This window comes from Xanthobacter sp. DMC47 (assembly GCF_056313845.1).
This window is the reverse complement of record NZ_JBQUZM010000004.1, coordinates 1,408,158-1,431,064: the sequence shown is the minus strand read 5'-3', so window position 1 is coordinate 1,431,064 and position 22,907 is coordinate 1,408,158. Positions and strand designations below refer to the sequence as shown.

Genomic DNA, 22,907 nt, shown 5'->3' with positions numbered 1-22,907 from the left:
ACCAATTCCTCTTCAGGCCGCAGCCGGATACGTCGCGCTCTTTCCGCCGGCCCAGGCATAGAGCGCGTCGTAGATGACGAAACCACGCTTCAAGAGGTCGTGGTCGTCCGGCGTCACCTCGCGCAGGCCCTTGGAGATGGCGAGCAGGCCCGCCGACTGGGGCGTCAGGTCCGGCCGGCCGGTGTCGGCGCCGCGCACGATGTCGGCGAGGGCAACGATGGCCGGGTCACGATCGAGCCCGTACTTTGCGACGAAGGCATCGAAGCTGCACTTGTCCCCCGCATGGCCGAAGGCGACGCCGGGCAGGTCGAACGGCGTCGCGCCGGTCTCCTCGGCCTTGCGGATCACATCCTCAGGCGGCGCGAACAGGAATTCCGGCGCCGCGTCGATGAAGCGCGCGATGAGCCAGGGGCAGGCGATGCGGTCGATGACCGGACGGGCGCGGGTGATCCATTTCATGGGCAGTCTCCTATTGGATGCTTCAATCGCGGCTTTGATGCCTCTCCACGACGGCGTCGAGGGTTTCTTCCCCCTTGTCTCCTCGGAGCCGGATCGTTGGGCCGGACATCCAGACTTCGTAGCAATCAAGCGTGGCACTGGTCGGATTCGACATGCAGAGCCTGCCTTTCCGGATTTCCCAGACCCCGCTCCACGTGCGACCCATTTCATCGCTCAGGAGCTTGCCATCCGGGCGGAGATAGCTTGCCCAATGCGAGGAATCGGTGATGTCCTTACCGACGACCCGGGCTCGAATGTCCTTCTCGGCCAGCAGCTTGAAGTCGGCCTGCGCATGTGCGGCCGATCCATGAGCCAGTGTAATCACGACCACGGTGCCAGTGATCGCCAGCGCGGAAGCCGGCCATTTCATGATGCGTTTCCTGATCGAGCCCAAAAGGGCAGTAGTGGTGCCGGCACACGGCGCCGGCGCCGGATGCCATTGCGAGAGGCGAGATTCACCCACCCAGTACGAACCGGTCAGTGTTGTCCGGCGGGCGGGCGGAGGATGCCTTCGTCAATCACAGGGTGACCAGGCTGGCGAAGCTGTACCGACTTGCCTGAAATCCAGACCTCGTAGCAGCGCGTCTCCTCATCCTTCCATTCGAGACAGAGGCTGTCCCCATCGAGCCGCCAGCGCCCCGTGCGTTTCAGCCCCATCGAAGCCGAGGAAAGCGTTCCGTCGCGGCGATAAAGATCGACCCAGTGCACCTCGTCGGTGAACTCCATTCCGGAGAACGCGGTCCGGATCCGCGCCCCTTTGAGCTGCCGGAAGGCATCGCCGGCATAGGACGGGCCCATGCCGACGAAGAGGGCCAGTAGGAGCCCGGCAGTGGCGGCCCACGCCGGAATTGGGGCCCGGGGGCTCTCGACACGAGATCCACTCTGCCCCCTCATGGCTTCGCTCCATCGGCCAGCGGCATGATCTCGATCCGGTCGAAGCGGGTCACGCTGTCCGCCTTGGTCCACAGGGCAACCTGACCTGGCGTCGAGAAGGTCTCGTCCCGCGCGTCGATCAGCACCGTGCCGTCGAAGGAGACGATGAACCGGCTCCCCTGCGCCCAAAGTGACAGGGTATGCCACGCGCCGGCCGTGACCTTGACGTTCGCCCCCGCCAGTTCCTCGCGCCAGCCATCCGTCACACGGTAGAAGCGCACATTGTCCTCGAGCGCGTTGGCCCGGGCGAGATAATAGTTCCGGGCATCCTGGAGCCGGAGCGCCACGCCGCCGGCCCGATCGACGGCTCCGGAAACCGCCTTGAAGCGGATGCGGACCTCGAGATCGCCCGGAAAGGTCGGCGTGTAGATGGCCAGGGGGAAGCGGTTGTCAGTCCTGTCCTCGCTCAACTGGGCCAAGGCCCGGTTGCCTTCGGCCGAGGCGTCCTCGACCACGGCCCAGCGGCCGGGCATGCCACTCCCCGTCAGCGCGGAGACGAATGCCTGGGGGAGAGCGTCAGGCTGCGCGCCGGCGAAGGTGATCGTCTCGGCGGAAGCCGGGCCAGTCACCGCGGCAAGCGCTAGTGCCGATGCGATCACTGTGCGCAGGGTCACGGGCCCTTCCTTCGGCATGGGCACGTGGGTGGTCCATTTCATGACGCGCTCCTCCCGTCGCCGCGAGTGAAGGGGACGGTCGGCCCGCCGATGGCGTGCCAGGCGGCGATCCCGCCGCGGAGCATGCGCGCATCGAGGCCACGGCGGCGGAGTTCGGCAACGGCATCCCCGCTGACCTGGAAGCCGTAGAGGCAATAGACGACGATCGGCTTGTCCCTGGGCAGGGCGTCGGCCCAGTCGGCTATCGTCTCCGACACATGCAGAAGCGCGCCTGGCAGCATGTCGCTACGCTTCGGTAGATCCTCGGCGAGGCAGACATCGAGCACGAGGAGATCTTCCCGCCGATCGAGGCGGCCGAGCAGGTCCTCGGGAGCAACGCCGTCGTCGCCCGCCGCTGGCTCGATCCACGGCACCTCGGATCGCCGCTCGGCCAGGCGCCGGAAGCGCGCACCGACCCGCTCCCAATGGATGTTCCTCATGAAGGCGTCCACATACGCCCCCGCCTTGGCCCCGAAATCGAGTTGGTAGGCGTGCTCGTACATGTCGAGCGCCAGGACCGGCACGCTGCCGGCGAGGCAGTTCGTGTGGTCTGCCGCCCATTGGATCATGAGGCGCTGGTGGCGCTCCGACCAGGCGAGCAAGGTCCAGCCCGAACCGCCCGCCTGGGCCTTGGCGCAAGCCGTGAATTTGGCACGCCAGCTGGCGACGCTGCCGAAGTCCCGCTCCAGGGCCGCGGCGAGATCACCGGCCGCATCCCCCGAACCGCCGAGCCCGTCGAAATAGATCTCGTGCAGGATCGCCGAATTGGCCGCGACGAGCTCCTCTCGCTTTAAGCCGTTGATATCGAAGACCGGAGCTGTACCCCAGTCCAACTCGCCGAGGCGGCGCTCGATGGCATTCAGGCGCCGGACGGCGCCGCCGTAATTGTTCTCGTAGTGGCTCGCCAACAGCCGCTCGGAGAGCCCGTCGAGGCGGGGCGGCTTGAACGGCAATGGCTGGATCCGGTGCATGGCGTCCTCGCTCAGGGCACGAGATGAAGGCTACGTCCGAATATGTTATGATACAAGTGTTGCATTTTCAATTTTAGATGATACGATTTTCTCATGAGCGATGATGAGACCCCTTCCGGGCAGCTTTGGCTGCTGCTGATCCACCAGCTCCCGACCAAGCCGGCCTACTTCCGCGTGAAGATCTGGCGGCGGCTGCAGGGCATCGGCGCCGTGGCGGTGAAGAGCTCGGTGTATGCGCTGCCGGCATCGGCTGAGACGCAGGAGGATTTCCAGTGGCTCGTGAAGGAGATCGCGGCCGGTGGCGGTGAGGCGATGGTCTGCGAGGCGAGGCTCGTGGACGGCCTGACCGACGCCCAGGTGAGGGCCCTGTTCGACGCGGCGCGGGACACGGACTACAGCGCGATCTCGGAAGAGGCGCGCGGCATCGCCGCCGCGCTCGATGCGGACGCCGGGGCCGAGAAGCGGGCCGAGGCGCGCACCCAGACCGGCCGCCTGCGACGGCGGATCGTCGACATCGCCACCATCGATTTTTTTGGCTCTACCGGCCGCATCGTCGCTGAAGGCCTCATCGCTGCCCTTGAGGCCCGAACCGCGGAGGACACACCCATGGCACCCCCGTCTGCCATCGTCCCAGCCGATCCCGATCCTCTCGCCGCCCTTAAGAGGCATGTGTGGGTGACGCGGCGCGACGTGCATGTGGACCGCATCGCCTGCGGCTGGCTGATCCGGCGCTTCATCGATCCAGATGCCCAGATCCGTTTCGTTCCCGGCAAGGGCTATGTGCCGAAGCCTGGAGAGCTGCGCTTCGACATGTTCGAGGGCGAGATCACCCATGAGGGGGACCGCTGCAGCTTCGAGGTGCTGCTCGGCCGCACCGGCCTTGCTGATCCCGCTTTGCAGTCGGTCGGAGAGATCGTCCACGACATTGATCTCAAGGACGGCAAGTTCGGCCGCGAGGAGGCCGGCGGCATCTCGAGCCTCATCGCCGGCATCGCCCTGAGCGAGCCGGATGACGCTCTGCGCCTCGTCAAGGGCGCTGGAGTATTCGACACGCTCTACGACTATTTCCGCGCCCGGCGCCCCTAGCGGCAAGCGCGCAGACCCAGGGAGAGACATCATGGCCAATCTGGACGGCGCCGCTCCGGCGTCGGCCCTGAGCCCAGCTGTGCCGGGCCAGGGACGCAACGAAGCACCCCCTCAGACCGCCCCTGCGGGGCACGGCATCTCCTTCGGCGAGGCCTGCCGCGTCTGGGCACGAGTGGCTGCCCTCAGCTTCGGGGGGCCGGCGGGGCAGATCGCGGTGATGCACCGGATCCTCGTCGAGGAGAAGCGCTGGATCGGCGACACGCGTTTTCTGCACACACTGAACTACTGCACGCTTTTGCCGGGGCCAGAGGCACAACAGCTCGCCATCTATATCGGCTGGCTCCTGCACAAGACCAAGGGCGGCCTTGTCGCCGGAATCCTGTTCGTGCTGCCGGGCGCGATTGCCATCATGGCGCTGAGCTGGATCTATGTGATTTTTGGCAATGTGGGCACCATTCAGGCCCTCTTCTTTGGACTGAAAGCCGCGGTGCTGGCGATCGTTCTCGAAGCCGTTATTCGCATTGGTGGGCGCTCTCTCCAGAACAATGTCCTGATCGGACTTGCGGCGGTAGCCTTCATTGCCTTGACCGTTTTCCAGACACCGTTCCCCCTCGTGGTTTTCGGGGCAGGTTTGATCGGCTATGTCGGCGGGCGGGCCGGATGGAAGGCGTTTCTCGTCGGCGGGAGCCACCGCAAATTCAGCGGCAAACAGGTCGCGGACATCGACACCGCGCTCGGCGAAGGAGTTCCCGACCATGCTCGTCCTCCTCATTCTTGGTCGTTCAAGGTCGCCGCGGTCGGAGCCCTGGTCTGGGGCGGGCCGGTCCTCGTGCTGCTGGTGTTCCTCGGGCCAGGAAATGTTTTCACCGACATTTCCATCTTCTTTTCCAAACTGGCGATGGTCACCTTCGGCGGCGCCTATGCGGTTCTTTCCTACGTCGCTCAGCAAGGGGTCGAGCACTATGGTTGGCTGAAGCCTGGCGAAATGCTTGATGGTCTCGGCTTGGCTGAAACAACCCCCGGCCCGTTGATCATGGTGACGCAGTTCGTCGGCTTCCTCGGCGCTTATCGCTCACCGGGGGCATTGAGCCCTCTGCTCGCCGGCACGCTGGGGGGATTGCTGACGACCTGGGTGACGTTCGTTCCCTGTTTTTTGTGGATTCTTCTCGGTGCGCCGTTCATGGAGAACATGCGCAACAACAAGGCGCTGTCGGCAGCGCTCTCTGCGATTACCGCCGCCGTCGTCGGTGTGATCCTCAATCTTTCGGTATGGTTCGCCATGCACGTGCTGTTCCGGGAGATGACCACTCTGGATGCGCTTGGGCTGAGCCTGGACGTGCCAGTGCTCTCTTCGATCCGGCCTGCATCCCTGCTCCTCGCGCTGACCGCCATCATCGCCGTCTTCCGCTTCCATCTTGGAGTGCTGACGGTGCTCGCGGGCTGCTCGGCGCTGGGGTTGATCTACGGGCTCGTGGCCGGGTTGGCATGACGTTGGGGATTGGCGGCCGGCGAGCGCCGCCAGCCCGCAATTCGTCGACTATTGGAGCCTTTAGGTGTTCAGTGCTGGCATTTGATGGATGGGACTGAGCCTGAATCGATCCGGCTCGTTTGTTCAGCATTTGCAGATGAACTCGTAGGGCCGAGAGTCGCCGACAGCGGGATTGGCGGCCGGTTTGATTGCAATGACAGGCGGTATTAACTGTGTGAGGTTGCGAGCCACCTCGTTTCGAGATAGAGGCGCGCAGTTCTCCACAGGGGGAGAGATGGTGGACACTCCCACATCGGTGGTCACCAAGTGGTCACCAAGCCGAAAACGGCAAAACCGCCTCTCGGCGGCATCGCTATAAACTATTGATTATTTTGAGAGTTATGGAGCGGGCGATGGGATTCGAACCCACGACCCCAACCTTGGCAAGGTTGTGCTCTACCCCTGAGCTACACCCGCATCCATTTGCCGGCGAGACAGTGTGTCGGCGGCAGGTGCGGTTCTATAGAAAATGCCGGCGGCGAATGCAACACCCCTTTGCATTCTTTCTCCGCCGGCCTGTGGATGGCTTGGCCGCAGCGCGGCCGAAAAGCCTTGCAGCACAAGGCTGCACGCGCATTCACTCCCGATGGATCGGGTCGATCCACTTGACCGCCTCCGGCTTCTCCGCCGGCTCGATGTCGAGATTCACCACCACCGGGTCCTGCCCCGAGCGCACCAGCACGCATTCCAGCGTCTCGTCGGCGGAAGCGTTGATTTCCTGGTGGGGCACATAGGGCGGGACGAAGATGAAGTCGCCCGGCCCGGCTTCGGCCACGAACTCCAGATTCTCGCCCCAGCGCATGCGGGCGCGGCCCTTGACCACGTAGATGACGCTTTCGAGATCGCCGTGGTGGTGGGCGCCGGTCTTGGCATCCGGGTGGATGTGGACGGTGCCGGCCCAGATCTTCTCGGCGCCGGCGCGGGCGCGGTTGATGGCGGTGGCGCGGTTCATGCCGGGGGTCTGGGCGGTGTTGGGATCGAGGCTGTCGCCGGGGATCACCTGCACGCCGTCGGTGCGCCAGTCCTTGTGGTGGTGGTCGGAACCCATCTTTTCCTCCAGAGCGCGCCGGTCGCTTTCGTCTCGCAAACCTTGCCGCGCCTCGCCTGCGAGGCTAGAACGGCGCCAACTTTCCCGCACCCCTTTTCAGGAGATGGCGGCCCATGGCCCCCTATCAGTACGCCTACCACATGCACGGCATGACCAAGACCTATGCCGGCGGCAAGAAGGTGCTCGATAACGTGCACCTCTCCTTCTACCCGGACGCCAAGATCGGCGTGCTGGGCAACAACGGCGCGGGCAAGTCCACCTTGCTGCGCATCATGGCCGGCATCGACAAGGATTTCACGGGCGAGGCGCGTCCCGCCGAAGGCGTGCGCGTGGGCTACCTGCCGCAGGAGCCGCAGCTCGATCCCACCAAGACCGTGCGGCAGAACGTTGAGGACGGGGTGGCCCAGCAGAAGGCCATTCTGGAGCGCTACAACGAACTCGCCATGAACTACTCGGACGAGACCGCGGACGAGATGACCCAGCTCCAGGACGAGATCGAGGCGCAGGGCCTCTGGGATCTCGATTCGAAGGTGGAGCAGGCGATGAACGCGCTGGGCTGCCCGCCGGACGATTGGGAGGTGACGCGCCTGTCGGGCGGTGAGCGCCGCCGCGTCGCTCTGTGCCGCCTTCTGCTGGAGCAGCCGGAACTGCTGCTGCTCGACGAACCCACCAACCATCTCGACGCCGAGACGGTGAACTGGCTGGAAGGCCACCTGCGCACCTATCCGGGCGCGATCCTGATCGTCACCCACGATCGCTACTTCCTCGACAACGTGACCGGCTGGATCCTGGAGCTGGATCGCGGCCGCGGCATTCCCTACGAGGGCAATTATTCCTCCTGGCTCGGCCAGAAGCAGAAGCGCCTCCAGCAGGAGGGCCGCGAGGACGAGGCCCGCCAGCGCGCCCTTTCCCGCGAGCAGGAGTGGATCGGCGCCAGCCCCAAGGCGCGCCAGGCGAAGAACAAGGCGCGTATCCAGCGCTACGAGGAACTGCTGCAGCGCGCGTCCGAGCGCCAGCCCTCCGCCACCCAGATCGTCATCCCTGTCGCCGAGCGGCTGGGGCAGAACGTCATCGCCTTCGATCACCTGAACAAGGCGTTCGGCGACAAGATGCTCATCGACGATCTCTCCTTCAAGCTGCCGCCGGGCGGCATCGTCGGCGTCATCGGGCCGAACGGCGCGGGCAAGACCACGTTGTTCCGCATGATCACCGGGCAGGAGAAGCCGGACGGCGGCACCATCTCCATCGGAGATTCGGTCAAGCTCGGCTATGTGGACCAGAGCCGCGACGCGCTGGATGACAAGAAGACCGTGTGGGAGGAAATCTCCGACGGCAACGAGGTGATCTACGTCGGCAAGAAGGAGATTCCCTCGCGCGCCTATTGCGCGGCCTTCAACTTCAAGGGCGGCGACCAGCAGAAGAAGGTGGGCATGCTCTCCGGCGGTGAGCGCAACCGCGTCCACCTCGCCAAGGTGCTCCAGCGCGGCGGCAACGTGCTGCTCCTCGACGAGCCCACCAACGACCTCGACGTGGACACCCTGCGCGCCCTGGAAGAGGCGCTGGAGGATTACGCCGGCTGCGCCGTCATCATCTCCCATGACCGCTTCTTCCTGGACCGCGTCGCCACTCATATGCTCGCCTTCGAGGGCGACAGCCACGTGGAATGGTTCGAGGGCAACTTCGCGGACTACGAAGAGGACAAGAAGCGCCGGCTGGGGACGGATTCGGTGATCCCGAAGCGGATTCAGTATAAGAAGTTTTCGCGGTGAGGTGAGGGAGGGGGCTCTCTCGGACTATAAGAGCCCCCCTCTACAATTTCAGCGGATCAACTACCCAAGGGCAAATTGTTTCGTGAGCGCCGTAGCAAATCAAATCGGGCCTCTGCCTCGGGTCGAGTCGTATTTGAGGAATGTAAAAAGACGCCGGATCGCTGTTTAGGAGATCAAGTTTGATAAGATGATTTATTAGGGTGGACAGCCGTCCACCTCCGTTAAATAACTTAAACGGACCGTATCGAACGGTGAGCAATATAATATTGGCTGAAACGGCCTGAATGCATGATAAAAGCGTGGCGTCAGAGAATGACTTGTTTCTATCGTGTTTTGTTTTATTGTACGCGTCATACCAGACTAAAGAGCCTGTAGGGCTGGCGGCAGACCAGCCTAAAAAAGGTCGAATTGGCGGGATTTCCTCGTACTGAGGAAAGGGTATTTGGAATTCGGCCAAATAGAGCGGATCAGCAAGCTTAACATAGGAATTTGTATTGAAGTGCCCATTCGCTGGCGGTGAACTATTTGAAATTCTTAAGAAATCTTTCCATGCGTTCTCGGCTTCAGTCGCGGACAATATTAATAGCTCCCTTATTTTATGACTGAATGCCATCAGATTTTTGTCTGATGGCTCAACAAATAGAAAAATTTCGTCTAGTTTATCAATTAAAATAATTAATGATTGTTCCGCTCTCCGAAGGGAAGCATCTGTTGTGTCGAGTCCCTGTAATATTTCGTTTGGAAATAATAGTCCTGGCCGCCAAACTCCGCGCACGGAGTGTCCTACGTCGTTGAGCGACTCTTTTACATCGGTGGCGCCGAAAGTTCTATCAATCCACTCGGGTAATGTGCCTGAGCGGGCCTCGGTCACAGTGAGGCCAGGCGATACAATCCAGAGGCCACGATCCTCGCCGAAAACATGCACGAAATGAGAGTCTGTCTCATATGCCATCCCTCGCGGGCATTTTTCGTGCAAAGGGGCGCAATTGGGTAAGGTGTGTTTAGTCACCCTATAGGTAAGTGCTTTCATTGCTTATTGCTCACCCCGCCTTCTGCGCCCGCCAAGCGTTCTCAGCGACTTATGCCGCAAGTTCCTGCTTCTCGCTTTGCCCTCGATCAGCTCCCGCAGCGATACGGACTAGTGAAAGTTGCAACTTCCCAGCTTGCCACCTTCTCCCCCATCCGCAAGCCCCCGCACCTATGCCACCCTCGCGCCCCGGCCGACTGAAACGGAGCGTAGCGCAGGGGAAGGAGAGCCGGTGCCCAGCGCAACGACCCGCCGCAGGCGCTTCCGAACCCCACCGCCCTCAGGCATTGCCCCGCTGCGCGGAAGTCCCGCGCTGGACCCCGGATCGGCGCTCCGGCTGCGCCGTCGCTTGTCCGGGGAACGGCGACGGCTGGGCCGTCGCGGGGGTGAGGATCGGAGGCCGTTCCCCCCTCACCGCCGTCATGCCCGGCCTTGTGCCGGGCATCCACGTCGGGCCGATGGGACGATGCCTGATGGTGTTCGCGGCTACGCCCCGCGGATGGCCGGGACAAGCCCGGCCATGACGTTGGCAAGAAAAGGACTACCGCTCCGTCAGCTTCAGCTCGATCCGGCGGTTGCGGGCGCGGGCCTCGTCGGAGGTGCCGGTGTCGAGGGGCTGGTATTCGCCGAAGCCGGCGGCGATGAGGTGGTTGGGGCTGACCCCCTTGGCGATGAGATACTGCACCACCGCGATGGCGCGCGCCGCCGAGAGTTCCCAGTTGGAGGGGAATTGGGCGTTGGAGATGGGCCTGTTGTCGGTGTGGCCGTCGATGCGCAGAGCCCAGGAGATGTCCGGCGGGATGGACTTCTCAAGGTCGAGGATGGCCCCCGCCAGCTTGTCGAGGGAGGCGATGGCCTCCGGCTTCATCACCGCCGAGCCGGCATCGAAGAACACTTCCGACTGGAACACGAAGCGGTCGCCCACCACGCGGATGTCCGGCCGGTTGCCGAGGATGTCGCGCAGGCGACCGAAGAATTCCGAGCGGAAGCGGGTCAATTCCTGCACCCGCTGGGCCAGCGCCACGTTGAGCCGGCGGCCGAGGTCGGTGATCTTGGCCTGGCTCTCCTGATCGCGCTTCTCGGAGATGTTGAGCGCCTCCTCCAGCGCCGCCATCTGCCGGCGCAGGGCCGCGATCTGCTGGTTCAGAAGCTCGATCTGCGCGGCGGCGCGGGCGGCGAGGTCCTTCTGGCTGTCGAGTTCGCGGGACAAAGCGTTGGCGCGGCCCGTATCGGAGGGGGCGGGCACGGCGACGGCCTGCCCGCGCAGCTTGTCGCGCTCGCTCTCGCTGGCTTCGAGCGAGGCACGCACGGAGGCAAGTTCGCTCTCGGACGACTGGATGTTGGCCCGCTCCAGTGAGAGCAGGTCGGTCAATTGGCGGATCTGCGCCTGCAGGCGCTGCATCACGTCGTCCTTGCCCGCCATTTCCTGCGTGAGGAAGAATTGGGTGAGGATGAACACCGACAGCAGGAAGGTGAAGACGAGCAGCAGCGTGGACAGGGCGTCCACGAAGCCCGGCCAGTAATCGATGTGGCGGTCGCGGCCGCGCCTTCCGAGGGCCATGGGTGCCGCCTCCGCTCAGTTGCGCCGCGGACCGGCGTCGTCCTCGACCCGCGCCAGCAGGCGCCGCATCTGCTCCTGCTGGGCCTGCTGCTGCTCGATCATCTGCTTCAGCAGCGCCTGTTCCGAGCGCATGTGGGTGACGAGGCCCTGCAGGCTCTCGGCAAGCTGCGCCAGAGCGGAGGTCACACGCTGGGAGCCGGCCTCCGTCATGGTCTTCTCCAGCCGCCCCATGGCCGAGACCAATGGATCGAGATCCAGCACCGGCGGAGGCAGCGCCAGCGGCGCGGCAGCAGCGATCTGCGCCGGGGCAGCCGGCACGCGCGGGGCGGCCTCGCGATCGGCGGCGAGGGCGCGGTCGCGCGGCCCGTCATCGAGGTCGCGCACGGTGGTGGAGAGCCAGTCCTCCAGGTCCGTGTAGAAGCGGTTCTGCGCCTGGCCCGCCTGAAGGTCGAGGAAGCCCAGCACCAGCGAGCCGGAAAGGCCGAACAGCGAGGACGAGAAGGCCGTGCCCATGCCGCCGAGGGGGGCGGCAAGGCCGCTCTTCATGTCCTCGAAGATGGAGCCCACGTCCGGCCCCACCTGCAGCGCGCCGATGACCGCGCCGATGGAGGAGACCGTCTCCAGAAGGCCCCAGAAGGTGCCGAGCAGGCCGAGGAACACGAGCAGGCCGGTGAGGTAGCGCCCCATGTCCCGGCTCTCATCGAGGCGGGTGCCGATGGAATCGAGGATGGAGCGCATGGTGGCCTGCGAGATAGCCATCCGGCCCAGCCGCTCGCCCAGAAGCGCGGCCATGGGCGCAAGCAGCGTCGGTGGGCGCGATACCGCAAGGCCGGGATCGGCGAGGCGGAAGGAATTCACCCAGTCCACCTCGGGGAACAAGCGTGACACCTGCCTGATGGAAAGGATGATGCCCACCGCCAGCACGCCGAAGATGACGCCGTTCAGCCCGGGATTGTTGAGGAAGGCGGCAACGATCTGCCGGTGCAGCACGGCCGCCAGCGCCGCGCACAGGGCCAGGAACACCAGCATCCGTACCAGGAAGATGCGGGGCGAGGACAGCTTGATGAACGGATCGACGACGCGCGCCATGGTTCTCCCCGAGCGAGTGTGTCCCTCGAACGCTGAAGGGCCCCGGCAACGCCTCCGCTCGGGAAGCCCTCCACGGGGATAAAGGCCGGAGAATCAGGCCCGGCCTCTGGCAAGCGCCAGTGTCGACTATGGCACAGGGACACCGCGCGGCGAAACAGTCGCGACCTTGCGGAAGACCAGTGAAAGATTGTTCGCCGGCATTTCCTCCACCCGAGCCAGAGCGAGGCCGTGCTGCGCGGCCGTGGCCGAAACCTCCGCGAGGTGCCTGAGGCCGAAGCGCGGGTCCTGCCGCCTGAGGTCCGCATCGAAGGCGACATTGCTGGGCGCTGTCTCGACCTCGTCGCGCAGATAGGCGCCGTAGGTGAAGAGAATGCCGTCCGCCGGGAGGCGTGCACCGGCGCCGCGCATCAGGCCCACGGTCGCTTCCCACGGGCTGATGTGGATCATGTTGATGCAGACGACGGCATCCACCTTGCCCACCGGCCAGTCCTCGCCCGCCGCATCGAGGGCGAGGGGCTCGCGCACGTTGGAAAGACCTTCGGCGGCGGTCCAGGCGGCGATGGAGGCGCGGGCGAAGGGGGAGGGATCGGACGGCTGGAAGACGAGATGCGGCGCCCGGCGGGCGAAATGAACCACATGCTCGCCGGTGCCGCTGGCGATTTCCAGCACGGTGCCGGAGCGGGGCAAAAGCGGCAGCAGAAGGTCGCCGATGGGGCCGCGGTTCTTGAGCGTCGCGGGCGCCGACCGGCGGGCGTCGGGGTCTGGGGCAGGGGCAGTCAAACGGGCATCTCCGGCGGGCGGGGAGGGGAACGTGATCGCGTCGTGTCCGCGATCTTGGCCCGGCCGCTGCGGCGGCTCAATGGGGCTCGGTTTGCACGTCCGCGCCTTCGCCGCGCGAGCGCGGCCGTTCCGGCCCCGTCGGGGCTTGCCGAGGGGCCGCCTACTGCACCGGCAGGATGCGCTTTCCGGTCCTTGCGGCCTCGTCATAGATGCGGGTGTCGCCGGGCTTGAGGGAATAGCAGGTCTGGGCGATCACCGGCGTGCCGGCGGCGAGCAGCTGGCCGACGGTGGCGAAGCGGTAGCCCTTGGCGCGCAGTGCCGGGATGAGGATCTTCAGCGCCTCGGCCGTGTGCTTGCCGCGGCCGTTGGCGTGCATCAGCACGATGGAGCCGGGCTTGATGCCGCGGAGCATGTCGTCGGCCATCCCTTTGGCGCCGATGAAGGCGGGATCGCCGGAATCCACGTCCCACTGGATGGCGAGGTGGCCGGTGTCGTTCACATAGTTCAGCGACTCGGCGCTGCACGAGCCATAGGGGAAGCGGAACAGGCTGATGGCTTGAGGCTTCGGCAGCATGCAGCCCTTGGCTTCCGCCTGCTTGCGGCCGAGGGCGAGACCGATGTCGGCGTCGTCCACCTGCCGGCGCATGGCTTCGCCGGTCTTCACGGTGAGGTTGGCGTGGGACCAGGTGTGGTTGCCCATCTCGAAGCCGGGATCGGCGGTGAGCTGCCCGCCGCGCTCGGGATGGCTCACCATCCACTTGCCGCCGGCGAAGAAGGTGGCGGCGACGCCCTCGCTGCGCAGGTAATCCACGAGCGCGCCGTCATAGCCCGAGGTCTCGCTGGAGGCCTCGCAGAGGTCGAAGGTGAGGGCCACCATTTTCACGCCCGGCGGCAGGTCCACCCGGCGGATGGAGCCGCGCAGGGCGGCTGGCACGGGCGCCGCCGTGGGCACCGAGATGTCCGGCAGCTGACCCGGCCCGCCGGTGTGCGGCCGAACGATCTCCTCCCCCGGCTTCGCCGCCAGGGCCTGGGGCGGGTAGCAGGCCGGGCCGGCGGCGTAAGCGGGCACTGCCAGCGCAGCAAGCGCCAGCGCGGCGAGGAGGGGACGGAGCGGCAGTCGGGTCGAGGGCAAGGCGTCACCGGCACAAAGCGTCGCCATCGGACGGCGGCGCCCCGGCTTAGTCCTGTGCGCGGCGCATTTCCAGTGGCCGAACGATGGGGTGCCGGTCACTTGCTGTTGCGCGGGGAAACATCAGCGGGGCCGCGGGGGTGCATCAACAGATTCCATTTGTCGGCGGACGCTCCATCGGGTTAACCGGCTGTTCCAGCGCTCCCCGGAACGGCCCCATGAACATCCTCTCCATCCAGTCGCACGTCGCCTACGGCCATGTGGGCAATGCGTCCGCCGTGTTCCCGCTGCAGCGGCTGGGCGTGGAGGTGTGGCCCATCAATACGGTGCAGTTTTCCAACCACACTGGCTACGGTGCGTGGCGCGGGCAGGTGTTCGAGGCCGCCGCCATCGGCGATCTGGTGGAGGGTATCGCCGAGCGCGGCGTGCTGTCGCGCTGCGACGGCGTGCTCTCCGGCTACATGGGTTCGGCCGATATCGGCGCCGCCATTCTCGATGCGGTGGCGCGGGTGCGCGCGGCGAACCGCAATGCCGCCTATTGCTGCGATCCGGTGATCGGCGACGTGGGCCGCGGCATCTTCGTGCGGCCGGGCATCCCGGAATTCATGCGCGAACAGGCTGTGCCCGCCGCCGATGTCATCACCCCCAACCAGTTCGAGCTGGAGCTGCTCACCGGCCGCACCTGCGCGACGCTCCCGGAGGCCATCGCCGCCTGCGACGCGCTGCATGCGCTGGGGCCGAAGGTGATCCTCGTCACCAGCCTGCATGTGGGCGAGACGCCACCCGATTCCATCGACCTTCTCGCCTGCGGCCCGGACGGGCGCTTCCTGGTGCGCACGCCGCGCCTCGCCGTCTCGCTCAACGGCGCGGGCGATGCGATCGCCGCGCTGTTCTTCTTCCACGTGCTGCGCACGGGCTCTACGGCGCAGGCGGTTTCCCTTGCCGCATCCTCCATTTACGGGGTGCTGTCGCGGACCGAAAAAGCACAGTCTCGGGAATTGCTGCTGGTGGAAGCGCAGGAGGAGTTCGTGACCCCCTCCCAGCTCTTCCCGGCCTCGCCGATCTGAGGCTAAATTGTGGCAGAGAGTAGAGAGGCCGGCGTGGGGGCGCGGGTGCTCTTGTAGCGTTCGAGAGCTGAGATGCCGCGCCGGTACGTGACCCTGGACGTGTTCACCACCCGCCCCTTCGGCGGCAATCCGCTGGCCGTGGTGCTCGATGCGCAGGGGCTCGACGACGCGGCCATGCAGCAGATCGCGCGGGAGTTCAACGTCTCCGAGACGGTGTTCGTGCTGCCGCCGAAGAACAAGGCGAACCGCGCCCGCATCCGTATCTTCACCGTCGCTCACGAAATGCCGTTCGCCGGCCATCCGACCGTCGGCGCGGCCGTGCTCCTGGCGCTGGAGGATAAGCTCGCCACGGGCACCCTGCGCATCGAGGAGACGATCGGCACCATCACCTGCGAGGTGACGACGCAGGGCGCGACGCCGGCCGGCGCGCGCAAGGGATCGGCGGTGTTCACCGCGCCGCGCAAGGGCGAGATCGAGGAGGTGAACATTTCCCGCGCCGCCTGCGCCGAGGCCCTGAACCTTGACGAGGGGGACATCGGCTTCGACGCCCACCGCCCCATCGTCGCCAATGCCGGCGTGCCCTTCCTGTTCGTGCCGCTGGCCGACCTGACGGCGCTTGCCCGCGCGCGGCCGGACGAAGCCGCCTTCATCGCCTCCCTCGGCGGCTTCGGCGAGGCGCTTTATCTCTACACGCTGGATGAGGAAGGCGACGCGGACTTCCGTGCCCGCATGTTCTCCCCGGGCCTCGGCACGGAGGAGGATCCGGCCACCGGCTCCGCCGCCGCCGCCTTCCCCTGGGTGCTGCTGGACGCGGAGAACCGTGTGGACGGCCATCACAAGGTGCGGATCGACCAGGGGTTCGAGATGGGCCGGCCGAGCCGGGTCGATCTCGGCTTCACGGTGAAGGCCGGGCAGGTCACCGGTGCCACCATCGGCGGCGGCGCGGTGGTGATCGCCGAGGGTGTGCTGCATATTTGAAGGATGCCAATGGGTAAGGCACCATCATTGAGCGTCGCCAATACGTGGCATTGAAACTACTCACGGTCGAAGGCCGTATTTGGGCCCGCTTTCACCGGCGCCCGGGCTTGGCAGTGGCATGATCGCGCCTATGTCTGCCGCATCGCAGCACTCCCGGCCCCAAGCCAGAGGACACCCTTCATGAGCGCGACCTCCCTGTTCGACACCTTTCGCCTCGGCGATCTGACGCTTCCCAACCGCATCGTCATGGCGCCTCTGACGCGAAACCGCGCCGCCGCCGGCTTCGTCCCCAGCGACCTTGCCCCGCAATATTACGCCATGCGCGCTGACGCCGGCCTCCTCATCACCGAGGCCTCGCAGATTTCCCAGCAGGGCCAGGGCTATCAGGACACGCCCGGCATCTATACCGACGCCCAGGTCGAAGGCTGGAAGAAGGTGACGGATGCGGTCCACGCCAAGGGCGGCCGCATCTTCATTCAGCTCTGGCACGTGGGCCGCGTCTCTCACACCTCGCTGCAGCCCAACGGCGGCGCGCCGGTCGCTCCCTCCGCGCTCACCGCGGCCACCAAGACCTTCGTGAACAACGGCTTCGCCGAGACCTCCGCGCCGCGCGCGCTCGAGCTGTCCGAAATCCCCGGTCTCATCGCGGACTATCGCCGCGCTGCCGCCAACGCCATCAAGGCTGGCTTCGACGGTGTGGAGGTCCACGGCGCCAATGGCTACCTGATCGACCAGTTCCTTAAGGACGGCTCCAACCAGCGCACGGACGCCTATGGCGGCTCCATCGAGAACCGCGCCCGCTTCCTGCTGGAGGTGATGGACGCCATCGTCGCCGAGATCGGCGCCACCCGCACGGGCCTGCGCCTGTCGCCCGTATCGCCGGCCAATGGCGTCTCGGAGAGCAACCCGCAGGCGCTCTTCAATTACGTGGTCGACGAGCTGGAGAAGCGCCACCCGGTCTATATCCACGTTGTTGAAGGCGCCACCGGCGGCCCGCGCGATGTGGCGCCCGACTTCTCGTTCGAGGAGCTGCGCAAGCGCTACAGCGGCGCCTGGATGGTGAACAACGGCTACGATCTCGCGCTGGCCAACGCCGTGCTGAGGGAAGGCAAGGCCGACCTCGTGGCCTTCGGCAAGCCGTTCATCGCCAATCCCGATCTGGTGGAGCGCCTGCGCCGCGATGCGCCGCTCAACGAGCTGGACCGCGACACGCTCTATGGCGGCGGCGCCAAGGGCTATATCGACTACCCGACCCTGAAGGACGCCGCCGCGTGAGCGGTGGCTGGGGTCAGGACTGGACCGTGGACCGGCGCATTGCGCCGGTCCATCGGCTCGATCTTGCCTTTGAGCCGGGCGGCTGGACCGAGATGGCGCCGCGCCGGGCCGAGATCGAGGCGCATTTCGCCCGCCGGGCGGCCGATAACCCACATCTGTGGAACGGGCCGATCCTGCTCCTCGCCCGCCACGGATTTTCGGACGGCGTGCTTTCCGGTGCCTTCCGGCAGACGGATTTCGCGGCCTTTACCTTCTGGCGCGACGAAGGCTGGAAGGACGAGGGCATGGTCAACGCCTTCGCGCTCGGCGCCATCGAAGGCTCCGACGGCGGCTTCGTGCTGGGCGTCATGGGGCCGCAGACGGCCTCTGCCGGCCGCATCTACTTCCCGGGCGGCACCCCTGACCCGTCCGACATCACGCCGGACGGCCGCGTGGATCTCCACGCCTCCATGCTGCGCGAGCTGGAGGAGGAAACCGGCCTCTCTGCCTCGGACATCCTTCGGGATGGCGGCTTCACCGGCCTGTTTGACGGACCGCGCGTCGCGCTCCTCGGGCGCCTGGTGTTCGATGCGCCGGCCGAGGTGCTTGCCGCGCGCATCCGCGCCTTCATCGCCGCAGAAGCGAACCCGGAACTCGCCGACGTGGCGGTGGTGCGGAGCGAAGCCGACCTGACCCCCGCCATGGCCCCCTTCGCCGTGGACTACATGCGCTGGCGCTGGGCGGGGAACTGAGGGCCGAGCCGGTCCTCTGACTTGTCGCCCCGTCGCTTACATGCCGCGGGCGAGCCGCACCGCCTTGCGCTTCGCCATGGTGGCCAGCAAGTCGGAGGCGGTGAGGACGATGAGCGCGGTCATCGCGAGCGCGGTCGCCGTCAGCGCATAGATGATGATGAAGGCGTAGCCGAAGAAATAGGTCAGGTACCCGAAGGCGAACACGAGGTTCGCCATGAAAAAATACTTCGCGTCGGGCAGCCCGTAGATGGCATCGCGCAGAAGCCAGCCGAAGACGGGAACATGAAGCACGGCGCGCGTGGCGGTTCGCATGGGGCAGGGTCCGGTCGCATGGGTCTAGGCTCGTCCCGCAGTGCGGAACCCGGCGATCCTTCGCCGGACATTTGATCTGGATCAATATTCCCATTCGCCGCAGGCCGGCCAAACTGGTGCGGCCTCGCGCCGCGCCGGCAAAACGGTATGGTCTTCGGTGCGGTCTCGCGCCGCGCCGGTCGCGGCAGGCCTGCCTCTCAGGCTGCCGCGGGGCGCGTGGCGGGGGCGGCGAACGCGCGTTCCATCTCCCGGCGGAGGCGCACGGTGTCGCTGTCGGCGATTTCCACGTCCGCCCAGCCGACCACCTCGCCGCGGGCGATGGGGCGGGTGAGGCGCACCTTGTGGGCGAGGCCGATGGGGAGGGCGCCGCGCGCCAGCGAATCCTCCGCCCGCATGATGCGACCCCACACGGTGTAGCCGCCCTCGCCATCCAGCATCTCGCCGGGGATGAGGTCCTTCTTCGCCACCGCCACGGCGTCGGAAAAGAAGCCGATGGGCGCGCCCGTCGCCTCGTTCCTGAGCGCCGCTGCGGCGACGCTGATGCCGAGTTCCAGCCCGATCATGTGGTAGGGCCGGTAGAGCGCCGTGTAGCGCCCGCTCGGGTCGGTGGCCATGCCGTATTCGCGGAAGCAGCGGCGGGCATAGTCGCCCCGCGCCGAGGGATCGGCCTCGATCACCACATAGACGCCCCAGCGCAGATCCCGGAACACCGGCCGTCCATCCCGCTCCAGGCTGGACACCACCTCCACCTGCCCGGCCTCCTCCAGCAGTCCGCCGGCGTCGCGGGGACGCAGGATGGTGGGCAGGTCGTCCACGCCGCAGGGCGGGAAGAGAAGCCCGTCGCGGGGCGCCTTGAGGCCTGTGGCGTTGGAGATGGCGGCCATCTCGATGGAGGATTTCGTGCCGTCCACGAAGGAGTTGAACATCTGCGGGTTCATCCCGCCGATGGCCGCCTGCTCAGGGGTAAGGCCGATATTGTGCCACACGTCATCCGGCGTGGAGGCGTGGTAGGCCGGCAAATACTTCGTGCCCTTGCCGGCGGCCACGACGGTGAAGCCGCAGGCCTGCGCCCAGTCGACCATCTCGCACACCAGCGCCGGCTGGTCGCCATACGCCGCCGCATAGATGACGCCCGCCTCCAACGCCTTGCGGGCGATGAGCGGGCCGGCCAGCACGTCCGCCTCCACCGTCACCATCACGATGTGGCGCCGCGCGGCGATGGCGAGCAGCGCGTGCCTGAGCCCCGCTGCCGGGCTGCCTGTGGCGTCCACGATCACCTCGATGCCGTCCGCCTTGATGAGCGCCTCGGCATCCTCGGTGAGGACGGTGCGACCGGTGCGGCGCGCGTCGTCGAAATCGGTCGCGAGCGCGTCGTCCACCGGCCAGCCGGTGTTGGCGAGGGCATCCTTCGCCCGCGTGACGGAAAGATCGGCGATGCCCATCAGGTGCATGCCCACCGTCGTGCGCACCTGCGACAGGAACATGGAGCCGAACTTGCCGGCGCCGATGAGGCCGACGCGCACCGGCCGGCCTTCGGCCGCGCGGGCGCGGAGCTTGGCTGCGAGATTCATGGGGTCGCTCTCCTTCCTTGCGGAAGCCGGGCGAAGACAGGCGCACGCGCGTGCCCGCCAGGCGGGCCGATGCGCTGGAGCGTTCCTCCGTCCGGCCATCGCCGGTTGTCTGCGGCCGGATCGTTGCTGTCCGGCCGTGGCGGGTCGTGCCCGCAGGTGCAAGGGTAGTGCCCGAATCCGGCAGAGGGAAGCGTCCCGCAGGGGCAGGGCCGGCGTCGTCAGCCGATGATGCTGTAGCCGCCGTCGATCTGGTGAACTCCGCCGGTGACGTTGGCGGCCTCGCGGCTGGCGAGGAAGGCGGCGAAAGCCCCCACGTCCTCGATAGAGGCAAGGAGGTGGGTCGGCGCCCGCTCGGCGGCTTCGTTCAGCAACTCGTCGAAGTCCTGGATTCCGGAGGCGGCGCGGGTCTTCAGCGGGCCGGGGGAAAGGGCATGGACGGAGATGCGCTTCTCGCCCATCTCCGCCGCCGCATAGCGCACCACGGATTCAAGGGCGGATTTCACCGGCCCCATGATGTTGTAATGCTCGACCACCTTCTCCGCGCCGTAGAACGAGACGGTCATGCAGGTGCCGCCCTCGCGCATCAGCGGTTCGGCGAGGCGGATCATGCGCAGGAAGGAATGGACGGAGACGTCCATGGCCTTGGCGAAGCCCTCCGCCGAGCAATCGATCACCCGGCCGTGCAGATCCTCCTTCGGGCAGAAGGCGATGGAGTGCAAAAGGGTGTCGAGGCGGCCCCAGCGGGCCGTGATCTCGCCAAAGACCGCTTCGAGCTGGCCGGGAATGCTCACATCGAGGGGCAGGATCAACTCGGCGCCGATGCTCTCGGCGAGCGGACGGACGTGCGCCTCGGCCCGCTCGTTGAGATAGGTGATGGCGACATCCGCCCCCTGCTCGTGCAGGGCCTTGGCGCAGCCCCAGGCGATGGACTGGTCGTTGGCCACGCCCACCACCAGCGCCTTCTGGCCCTTCAGCGAAAACATGGGCAAGCCCCTTTGCGTTGCAGTCGTGCATCTCCTCGCACCCGGCGCGCGACGCCAACATGACGAAAGTCAAACGGACCCAGGTGCCATCCCTCCTTCGGGCGGTTGACGCCCGCCGCGCCCGCCGCCACAACCCGGCCAGCAGGGGAGGGGCGCGTGGTGGCGGAGAAGCAGACGGTGGAGGCGCGCGCCTTCGCCAAGGCGGTCCGGCGGCTGATTCCGCTGATGATGGTGCTCTACGTGGTGAGCTTCCTCGACCGCGTGAACGTGGGCTTCGCGGCCCTGACCATGAATGCCGACCTCGGCCTTTCGCCGGAGGTCTATGGCTGGGGCGCCGGCATCTTCTTCTTCGGCTATTTCCTGTTCGAGGTTCCGAGCAACCTGGTGCTGCAGAAGGTGGGCGCGCGGCTGTGGATCTGCCGCATCATGGTCACATGGGGCCTGATCTCGGCGGCGACCGCCTTCGTGACGGGCGCGACCGGCTTCTTCATTGCCCGCTTCCTGCTCGGCGCCGCCGAGGCCGGCTTCCTGCCGGGCATGATCCTCTATCTCGGCTACTGGTTCCCGCTCTCGGTGCGGGCGCGCTACGTGGCGCTGTTCATGGCGGCGGTGCCGATCTCCAGCGCGCTGGGGGCGCCGCTGTCGGCCTGGATCCTCGACACTCACGGGCTCCTCGGGCTCGCCGGGTGGCAGTGGCTGTTCATCATCGAGGGCTTGCCGGCGGTGGGGCTCGGCCTGGTGGTGCTCGCCCTGCTCCCGGATGGTCCTGAACAGGCCCGGTGGCTGTCGGCGGAAGAGAAGGCCGCCATTGCCGCGCGTCTCGCCGCTGACCATGCCACCCATGATGCGGCGCACCAGGCACATCCCGCCGGCACCCACGAGGCTCTGTTGCCGGCGCTGAAGGATGTGCGGGTCGTCGTGCTCTGCCTCGTCTATCTGGGCCTCGTGGTGGGGCTCTACGGCATCGGCCTGTGGCTGCCGCAGATCGTGCGTGCCATGGGCTATTCCACCCACGAAGTGGGCCTGATCCTCATCATTCCCTATGCGCTGAGCGCCCTCGCCATGCTCGCCGTGGGCCGCCACAGCGACCGGCGCGGTGAACGGGTGCTGCATGTGGCGGTTCCGGCCATCGCTGGGGCGGCGGGGCTGGCCGCCAGCGTGGTGGCGCCCACGCACATGGCGGCCATCGCCGCCATCTCCCTCGCCTCCATGGGCATCTATGCTGCGCTGGGGCCGTTCTGGTCGGTGCCGCCGCAGTTCCTCCGCGGCACGGCGGCGGCAGCGGGAATCGCCCTCATCAATTCGGTGGGCAACCTCGGCGGCTTCGCCGGGCCCTATCTCGTTGGATTCGTGCGGGAGGCGACCGGCCGGTTCGATGCCGGCTTCATGGCGCTGGCGGCCATCGTGTTCGCCGGCGCGATGCTGATGCTCGCTTTTCGGCCGCATCTCGGCCCTTTGCTGCAGTGCAATGACGCTGGGACAAGAAAAATTTAGCCAGCAGCGTCTCCGCCTGATGAAGAGGTGAAGCTTTTCTGTTTTACTATCCCTCCAAATGACCGCCGGACAGTCGGCGGCGCGGGAGGAAGATCGTGGCATTTCAATCAAACAGGCGGTCGCATCCGCCCTCTGCGGGTCCTGCGGGGGGCTCGCTGGGGCAGTTGACGGCACACAGGCAGCTCACGACGCATGGCATGGCAGCGGGCGACGCAGGCGCGCGCGAGCGCGCCTCGGTCATGATCGTGGCCATGGCCTGCTCCTTCTCCGGCCTGCTGGTGGGGATCTGCCTCGCCGCGGCGCACTGGACCGCCCTTGCATTTCTCGCGGGCGCGGCGCTTGCCGGCACGGGCGCCTGGTTCGCCCGCGGGCTCGCCCTTGACCTGTCGCATGAGGGCGGGGACGGCGCGCAATAGCGCCTTGC

General features: G+C 66.4%; 23 protein-coding genes and 1 tRNA gene. 9 read left to right on the top strand and 15 right to left on the bottom strand.

Translation table 11 applies throughout. The features are described from left to right. Positions 1 to 12 precede the first annotated feature (12 nt). From ACT54R_RS18480 to ACT54R_RS18460, 5 genes are all read right to left on the bottom strand, one after another. A complete protein-coding gene (locus ACT54R_RS18480) occupies positions 13 to 459 on the bottom strand; it encodes a chromate resistance protein ChrB domain-containing protein (protein ID WP_332116992.1) in 447 nt (148 codons plus the stop codon). A gap of 22 nt (positions 460 to 481) precedes the next feature. Then, positions 482 to 868: a hypothetical protein gene (locus ACT54R_RS18475; RefSeq protein ID WP_332116993.1), complete on the bottom strand. Its 387-nt coding sequence runs from the start codon at positions 866 to 868 to the stop codon at positions 482 to 484. 107 nt (positions 869 to 975) lie between these two features. Continuing rightward, positions 976 to 1,392 (bottom strand): hypothetical protein, encoded by a 417-nt coding sequence (locus tag ACT54R_RS18470; RefSeq protein WP_476328703.1) that lies wholly within the window; start codon positions 1,390 to 1,392, stop codon positions 976 to 978. Continuing rightward, positions 1,389 to 2,045: a hypothetical protein gene (locus ACT54R_RS18465; RefSeq protein ID WP_332116995.1), complete on the bottom strand. Its 657-nt coding sequence runs from the start codon at positions 2,043 to 2,045 to the stop codon at positions 1,389 to 1,391. Before ACT54R_RS18465 ends, ACT54R_RS18470 begins: the two co-directional genes overlap by 4 nt. Positions 2,046 to 2,083: 38 nt before the next feature. Then, positions 2,084 to 3,055 (bottom strand): Fe-Mn family superoxide dismutase, encoded by a 972-nt coding sequence (locus ACT54R_RS18460; RefSeq protein WP_332116996.1) that lies wholly within the window; start codon positions 3,053 to 3,055, stop codon positions 2,084 to 2,086. A gap of 93 nt (positions 3,056 to 3,148) precedes the next feature. On the opposite strand from ACT54R_RS18460, the gene ACT54R_RS18455 reads away from it, so the two are divergent. Both ACT54R_RS18455 and chrA read left to right on the top strand, forming a co-directional pair. After that, positions 3,149 to 4,141 (top strand): chromate resistance protein ChrB domain-containing protein, encoded by a 993-nt coding sequence (locus ACT54R_RS18455; protein WP_332116997.1) that lies wholly within the window; start codon positions 3,149 to 3,151, stop codon positions 4,139 to 4,141. Positions 4,142 to 4,172: 31 nt separating this feature from the next. Continuing rightward, entirely contained in the window at positions 4,173 to 5,630 is a 1,458-nt protein-coding gene (gene chrA, locus ACT54R_RS18450; RefSeq protein WP_476328700.1) for a chromate efflux transporter, read from the top strand. A gap of 381 nt (positions 5,631 to 6,011) precedes the next feature. Here the strand turns inward: chrA and ACT54R_RS18445 are convergent. Continuing rightward, positions 6,012 to 6,086, bottom strand: a tRNA-Gly gene (locus ACT54R_RS18445). 160 nt (positions 6,087 to 6,246) lie between these two features. Next, positions 6,247 to 6,717, bottom strand: coding sequence for a cupin domain-containing protein (locus tag ACT54R_RS18440; RefSeq protein ID WP_476328698.1), 471 nt, complete (start codon positions 6,715 to 6,717; stop codon positions 6,247 to 6,249). 113 nt (positions 6,718 to 6,830) lie between these two features. Here ACT54R_RS18440 and ettA point away from each other — a divergent pair, with 113 nt between their 5' ends. After that, positions 6,831 to 8,486: an energy-dependent translational throttle protein EttA gene (gene ettA / locus ACT54R_RS18435; protein ID WP_476328696.1), complete on the top strand. Its 1,656-nt coding sequence runs from the start codon at positions 6,831 to 6,833 to the stop codon at positions 8,484 to 8,486. Positions 8,487 to 8,526: 40 nt separating this feature from the next. On the opposite strand, the gene ACT54R_RS18430 is transcribed toward ettA, so the two are convergent. The 5 genes from ACT54R_RS18430 to ACT54R_RS18410 all read right to left on the bottom strand — a co-directional run bounded on the left by ACT54R_RS18430 (position 8,527) and on the right by ACT54R_RS18410 (position 14,075). After that, complete coding sequence (locus ACT54R_RS18430) at positions 8,527 to 9,516, bottom strand: hypothetical protein (RefSeq protein WP_476328694.1); 990 nt, start codon at positions 9,514 to 9,516, stop codon at positions 8,527 to 8,529. A 538-nt stretch (positions 9,517 to 10,054) separates the two neighbouring features. Then, positions 10,055 to 11,074: a peptidoglycan -binding protein gene (locus ACT54R_RS18425; RefSeq protein WP_476328692.1), complete on the bottom strand. Its 1,020-nt coding sequence runs from the start codon at positions 11,072 to 11,074 to the stop codon at positions 10,055 to 10,057. 15 nt (positions 11,075 to 11,089) lie between these two features. Continuing rightward, the gene (locus ACT54R_RS18420) at positions 11,090 to 12,163 is read right to left on the bottom strand and encodes a flagellar motor protein MotA (RefSeq protein ID WP_476328690.1); all 1,074 of its coding nucleotides are present in this window, start codon (positions 12,161 to 12,163) and stop codon (positions 11,090 to 11,092) included. 126 nt (positions 12,164 to 12,289) lie between these two features. Further along, positions 12,290 to 12,943 (bottom strand): DUF938 domain-containing protein, encoded by a 654-nt coding sequence (locus ACT54R_RS18415; RefSeq protein WP_476328688.1) that lies wholly within the window; start codon positions 12,941 to 12,943, stop codon positions 12,290 to 12,292. A gap of 160 nt (positions 12,944 to 13,103) precedes the next feature. After that, a complete protein-coding gene (locus ACT54R_RS18410; RefSeq protein ID WP_476328686.1) occupies positions 13,104 to 14,075 on the bottom strand; it encodes a polysaccharide deacetylase family protein in 972 nt (323 codons plus the stop codon). 215 nt (positions 14,076 to 14,290) lie between these two features. Here ACT54R_RS18410 and pdxY point away from each other — a divergent pair, with 215 nt between their 5' ends. The 4 genes from pdxY (at position 14,291) to ACT54R_RS18390 (ending at position 18,123) form a co-directional block, all read left to right on the top strand. Continuing rightward, positions 14,291 to 15,139: a pyridoxal kinase PdxY gene (pdxY, locus tag ACT54R_RS18405; RefSeq protein WP_476328684.1), complete on the top strand. Its 849-nt coding sequence runs from the start codon at positions 14,291 to 14,293 to the stop codon at positions 15,137 to 15,139. A 72-nt stretch (positions 15,140 to 15,211) separates the two neighbouring features. Continuing rightward, positions 15,212 to 16,117 (top strand): PhzF family phenazine biosynthesis protein, encoded by a 906-nt coding sequence (locus ACT54R_RS18400; protein ID WP_168462031.1) that lies wholly within the window; start codon positions 15,212 to 15,214, stop codon positions 16,115 to 16,117. 180 nt (positions 16,118 to 16,297) lie between these two features. Next, positions 16,298 to 17,392 carry an alkene reductase gene (locus tag ACT54R_RS18395; protein ID WP_476328682.1) on the top strand — a complete coding sequence of 365 codons (1,095 nt, stop codon included), beginning with the start codon at positions 16,298 to 16,300 and terminating at the stop codon, positions 17,390 to 17,392. Beyond that, positions 17,389 to 18,123, top strand: coding sequence for an NUDIX hydrolase (locus tag ACT54R_RS18390; RefSeq protein WP_476328680.1), 735 nt, complete (start codon positions 17,389 to 17,391; stop codon positions 18,121 to 18,123). The genes ACT54R_RS18395 and ACT54R_RS18390 overlap by 4 nt, the downstream gene beginning before the upstream one ends. A 36-nt stretch (positions 18,124 to 18,159) precedes the next feature. Here ACT54R_RS18390 and ACT54R_RS18385 read toward each other — a convergent pair whose 3' ends face one another. The 3 genes from ACT54R_RS18385 to fabI form a co-directional block, all read right to left on the bottom strand. Continuing rightward, positions 18,160 to 18,435, bottom strand: a complete 276-nt coding sequence (locus ACT54R_RS18385) for a hypothetical protein (protein ID WP_476328678.1) — start codon at positions 18,433 to 18,435, stop codon at positions 18,160 to 18,162. Between the two features lie 197 nt (positions 18,436 to 18,632). After that, positions 18,633 to 20,006 (bottom strand): NAD(P)H-dependent oxidoreductase, encoded by a 1,374-nt coding sequence (locus ACT54R_RS18380; protein WP_476328676.1) that lies wholly within the window; start codon positions 20,004 to 20,006, stop codon positions 18,633 to 18,635. 218 nt (positions 20,007 to 20,224) lie between these two features. After that, positions 20,225 to 20,989 (bottom strand): enoyl-ACP reductase FabI, encoded by a 765-nt coding sequence (fabI, locus tag ACT54R_RS18375; protein WP_476328674.1) that lies wholly within the window; start codon positions 20,987 to 20,989, stop codon positions 20,225 to 20,227. Positions 20,990 to 21,145: 156 nt separating this feature from the next. On the opposite strand from fabI, the gene ACT54R_RS18370 reads away from it, so the two are divergent. Both ACT54R_RS18370 and ACT54R_RS18365 read left to right on the top strand, forming a co-directional pair. Next, complete coding sequence (locus ACT54R_RS18370) at positions 21,146 to 22,483, top strand: MFS transporter (protein ID WP_476328672.1); 1,338 nt, start codon at positions 21,146 to 21,148, stop codon at positions 22,481 to 22,483. 197 nt (positions 22,484 to 22,680) lie between these two features. Next, on the top strand, positions 22,681 to 22,899 hold the full coding sequence (locus ACT54R_RS18365) for a hypothetical protein (RefSeq protein ID WP_476328670.1): 219 nt from the start codon (positions 22,681 to 22,683) through the stop codon (positions 22,897 to 22,899). Positions 22,900 to 22,907: the final 8 nt, after the last annotated feature.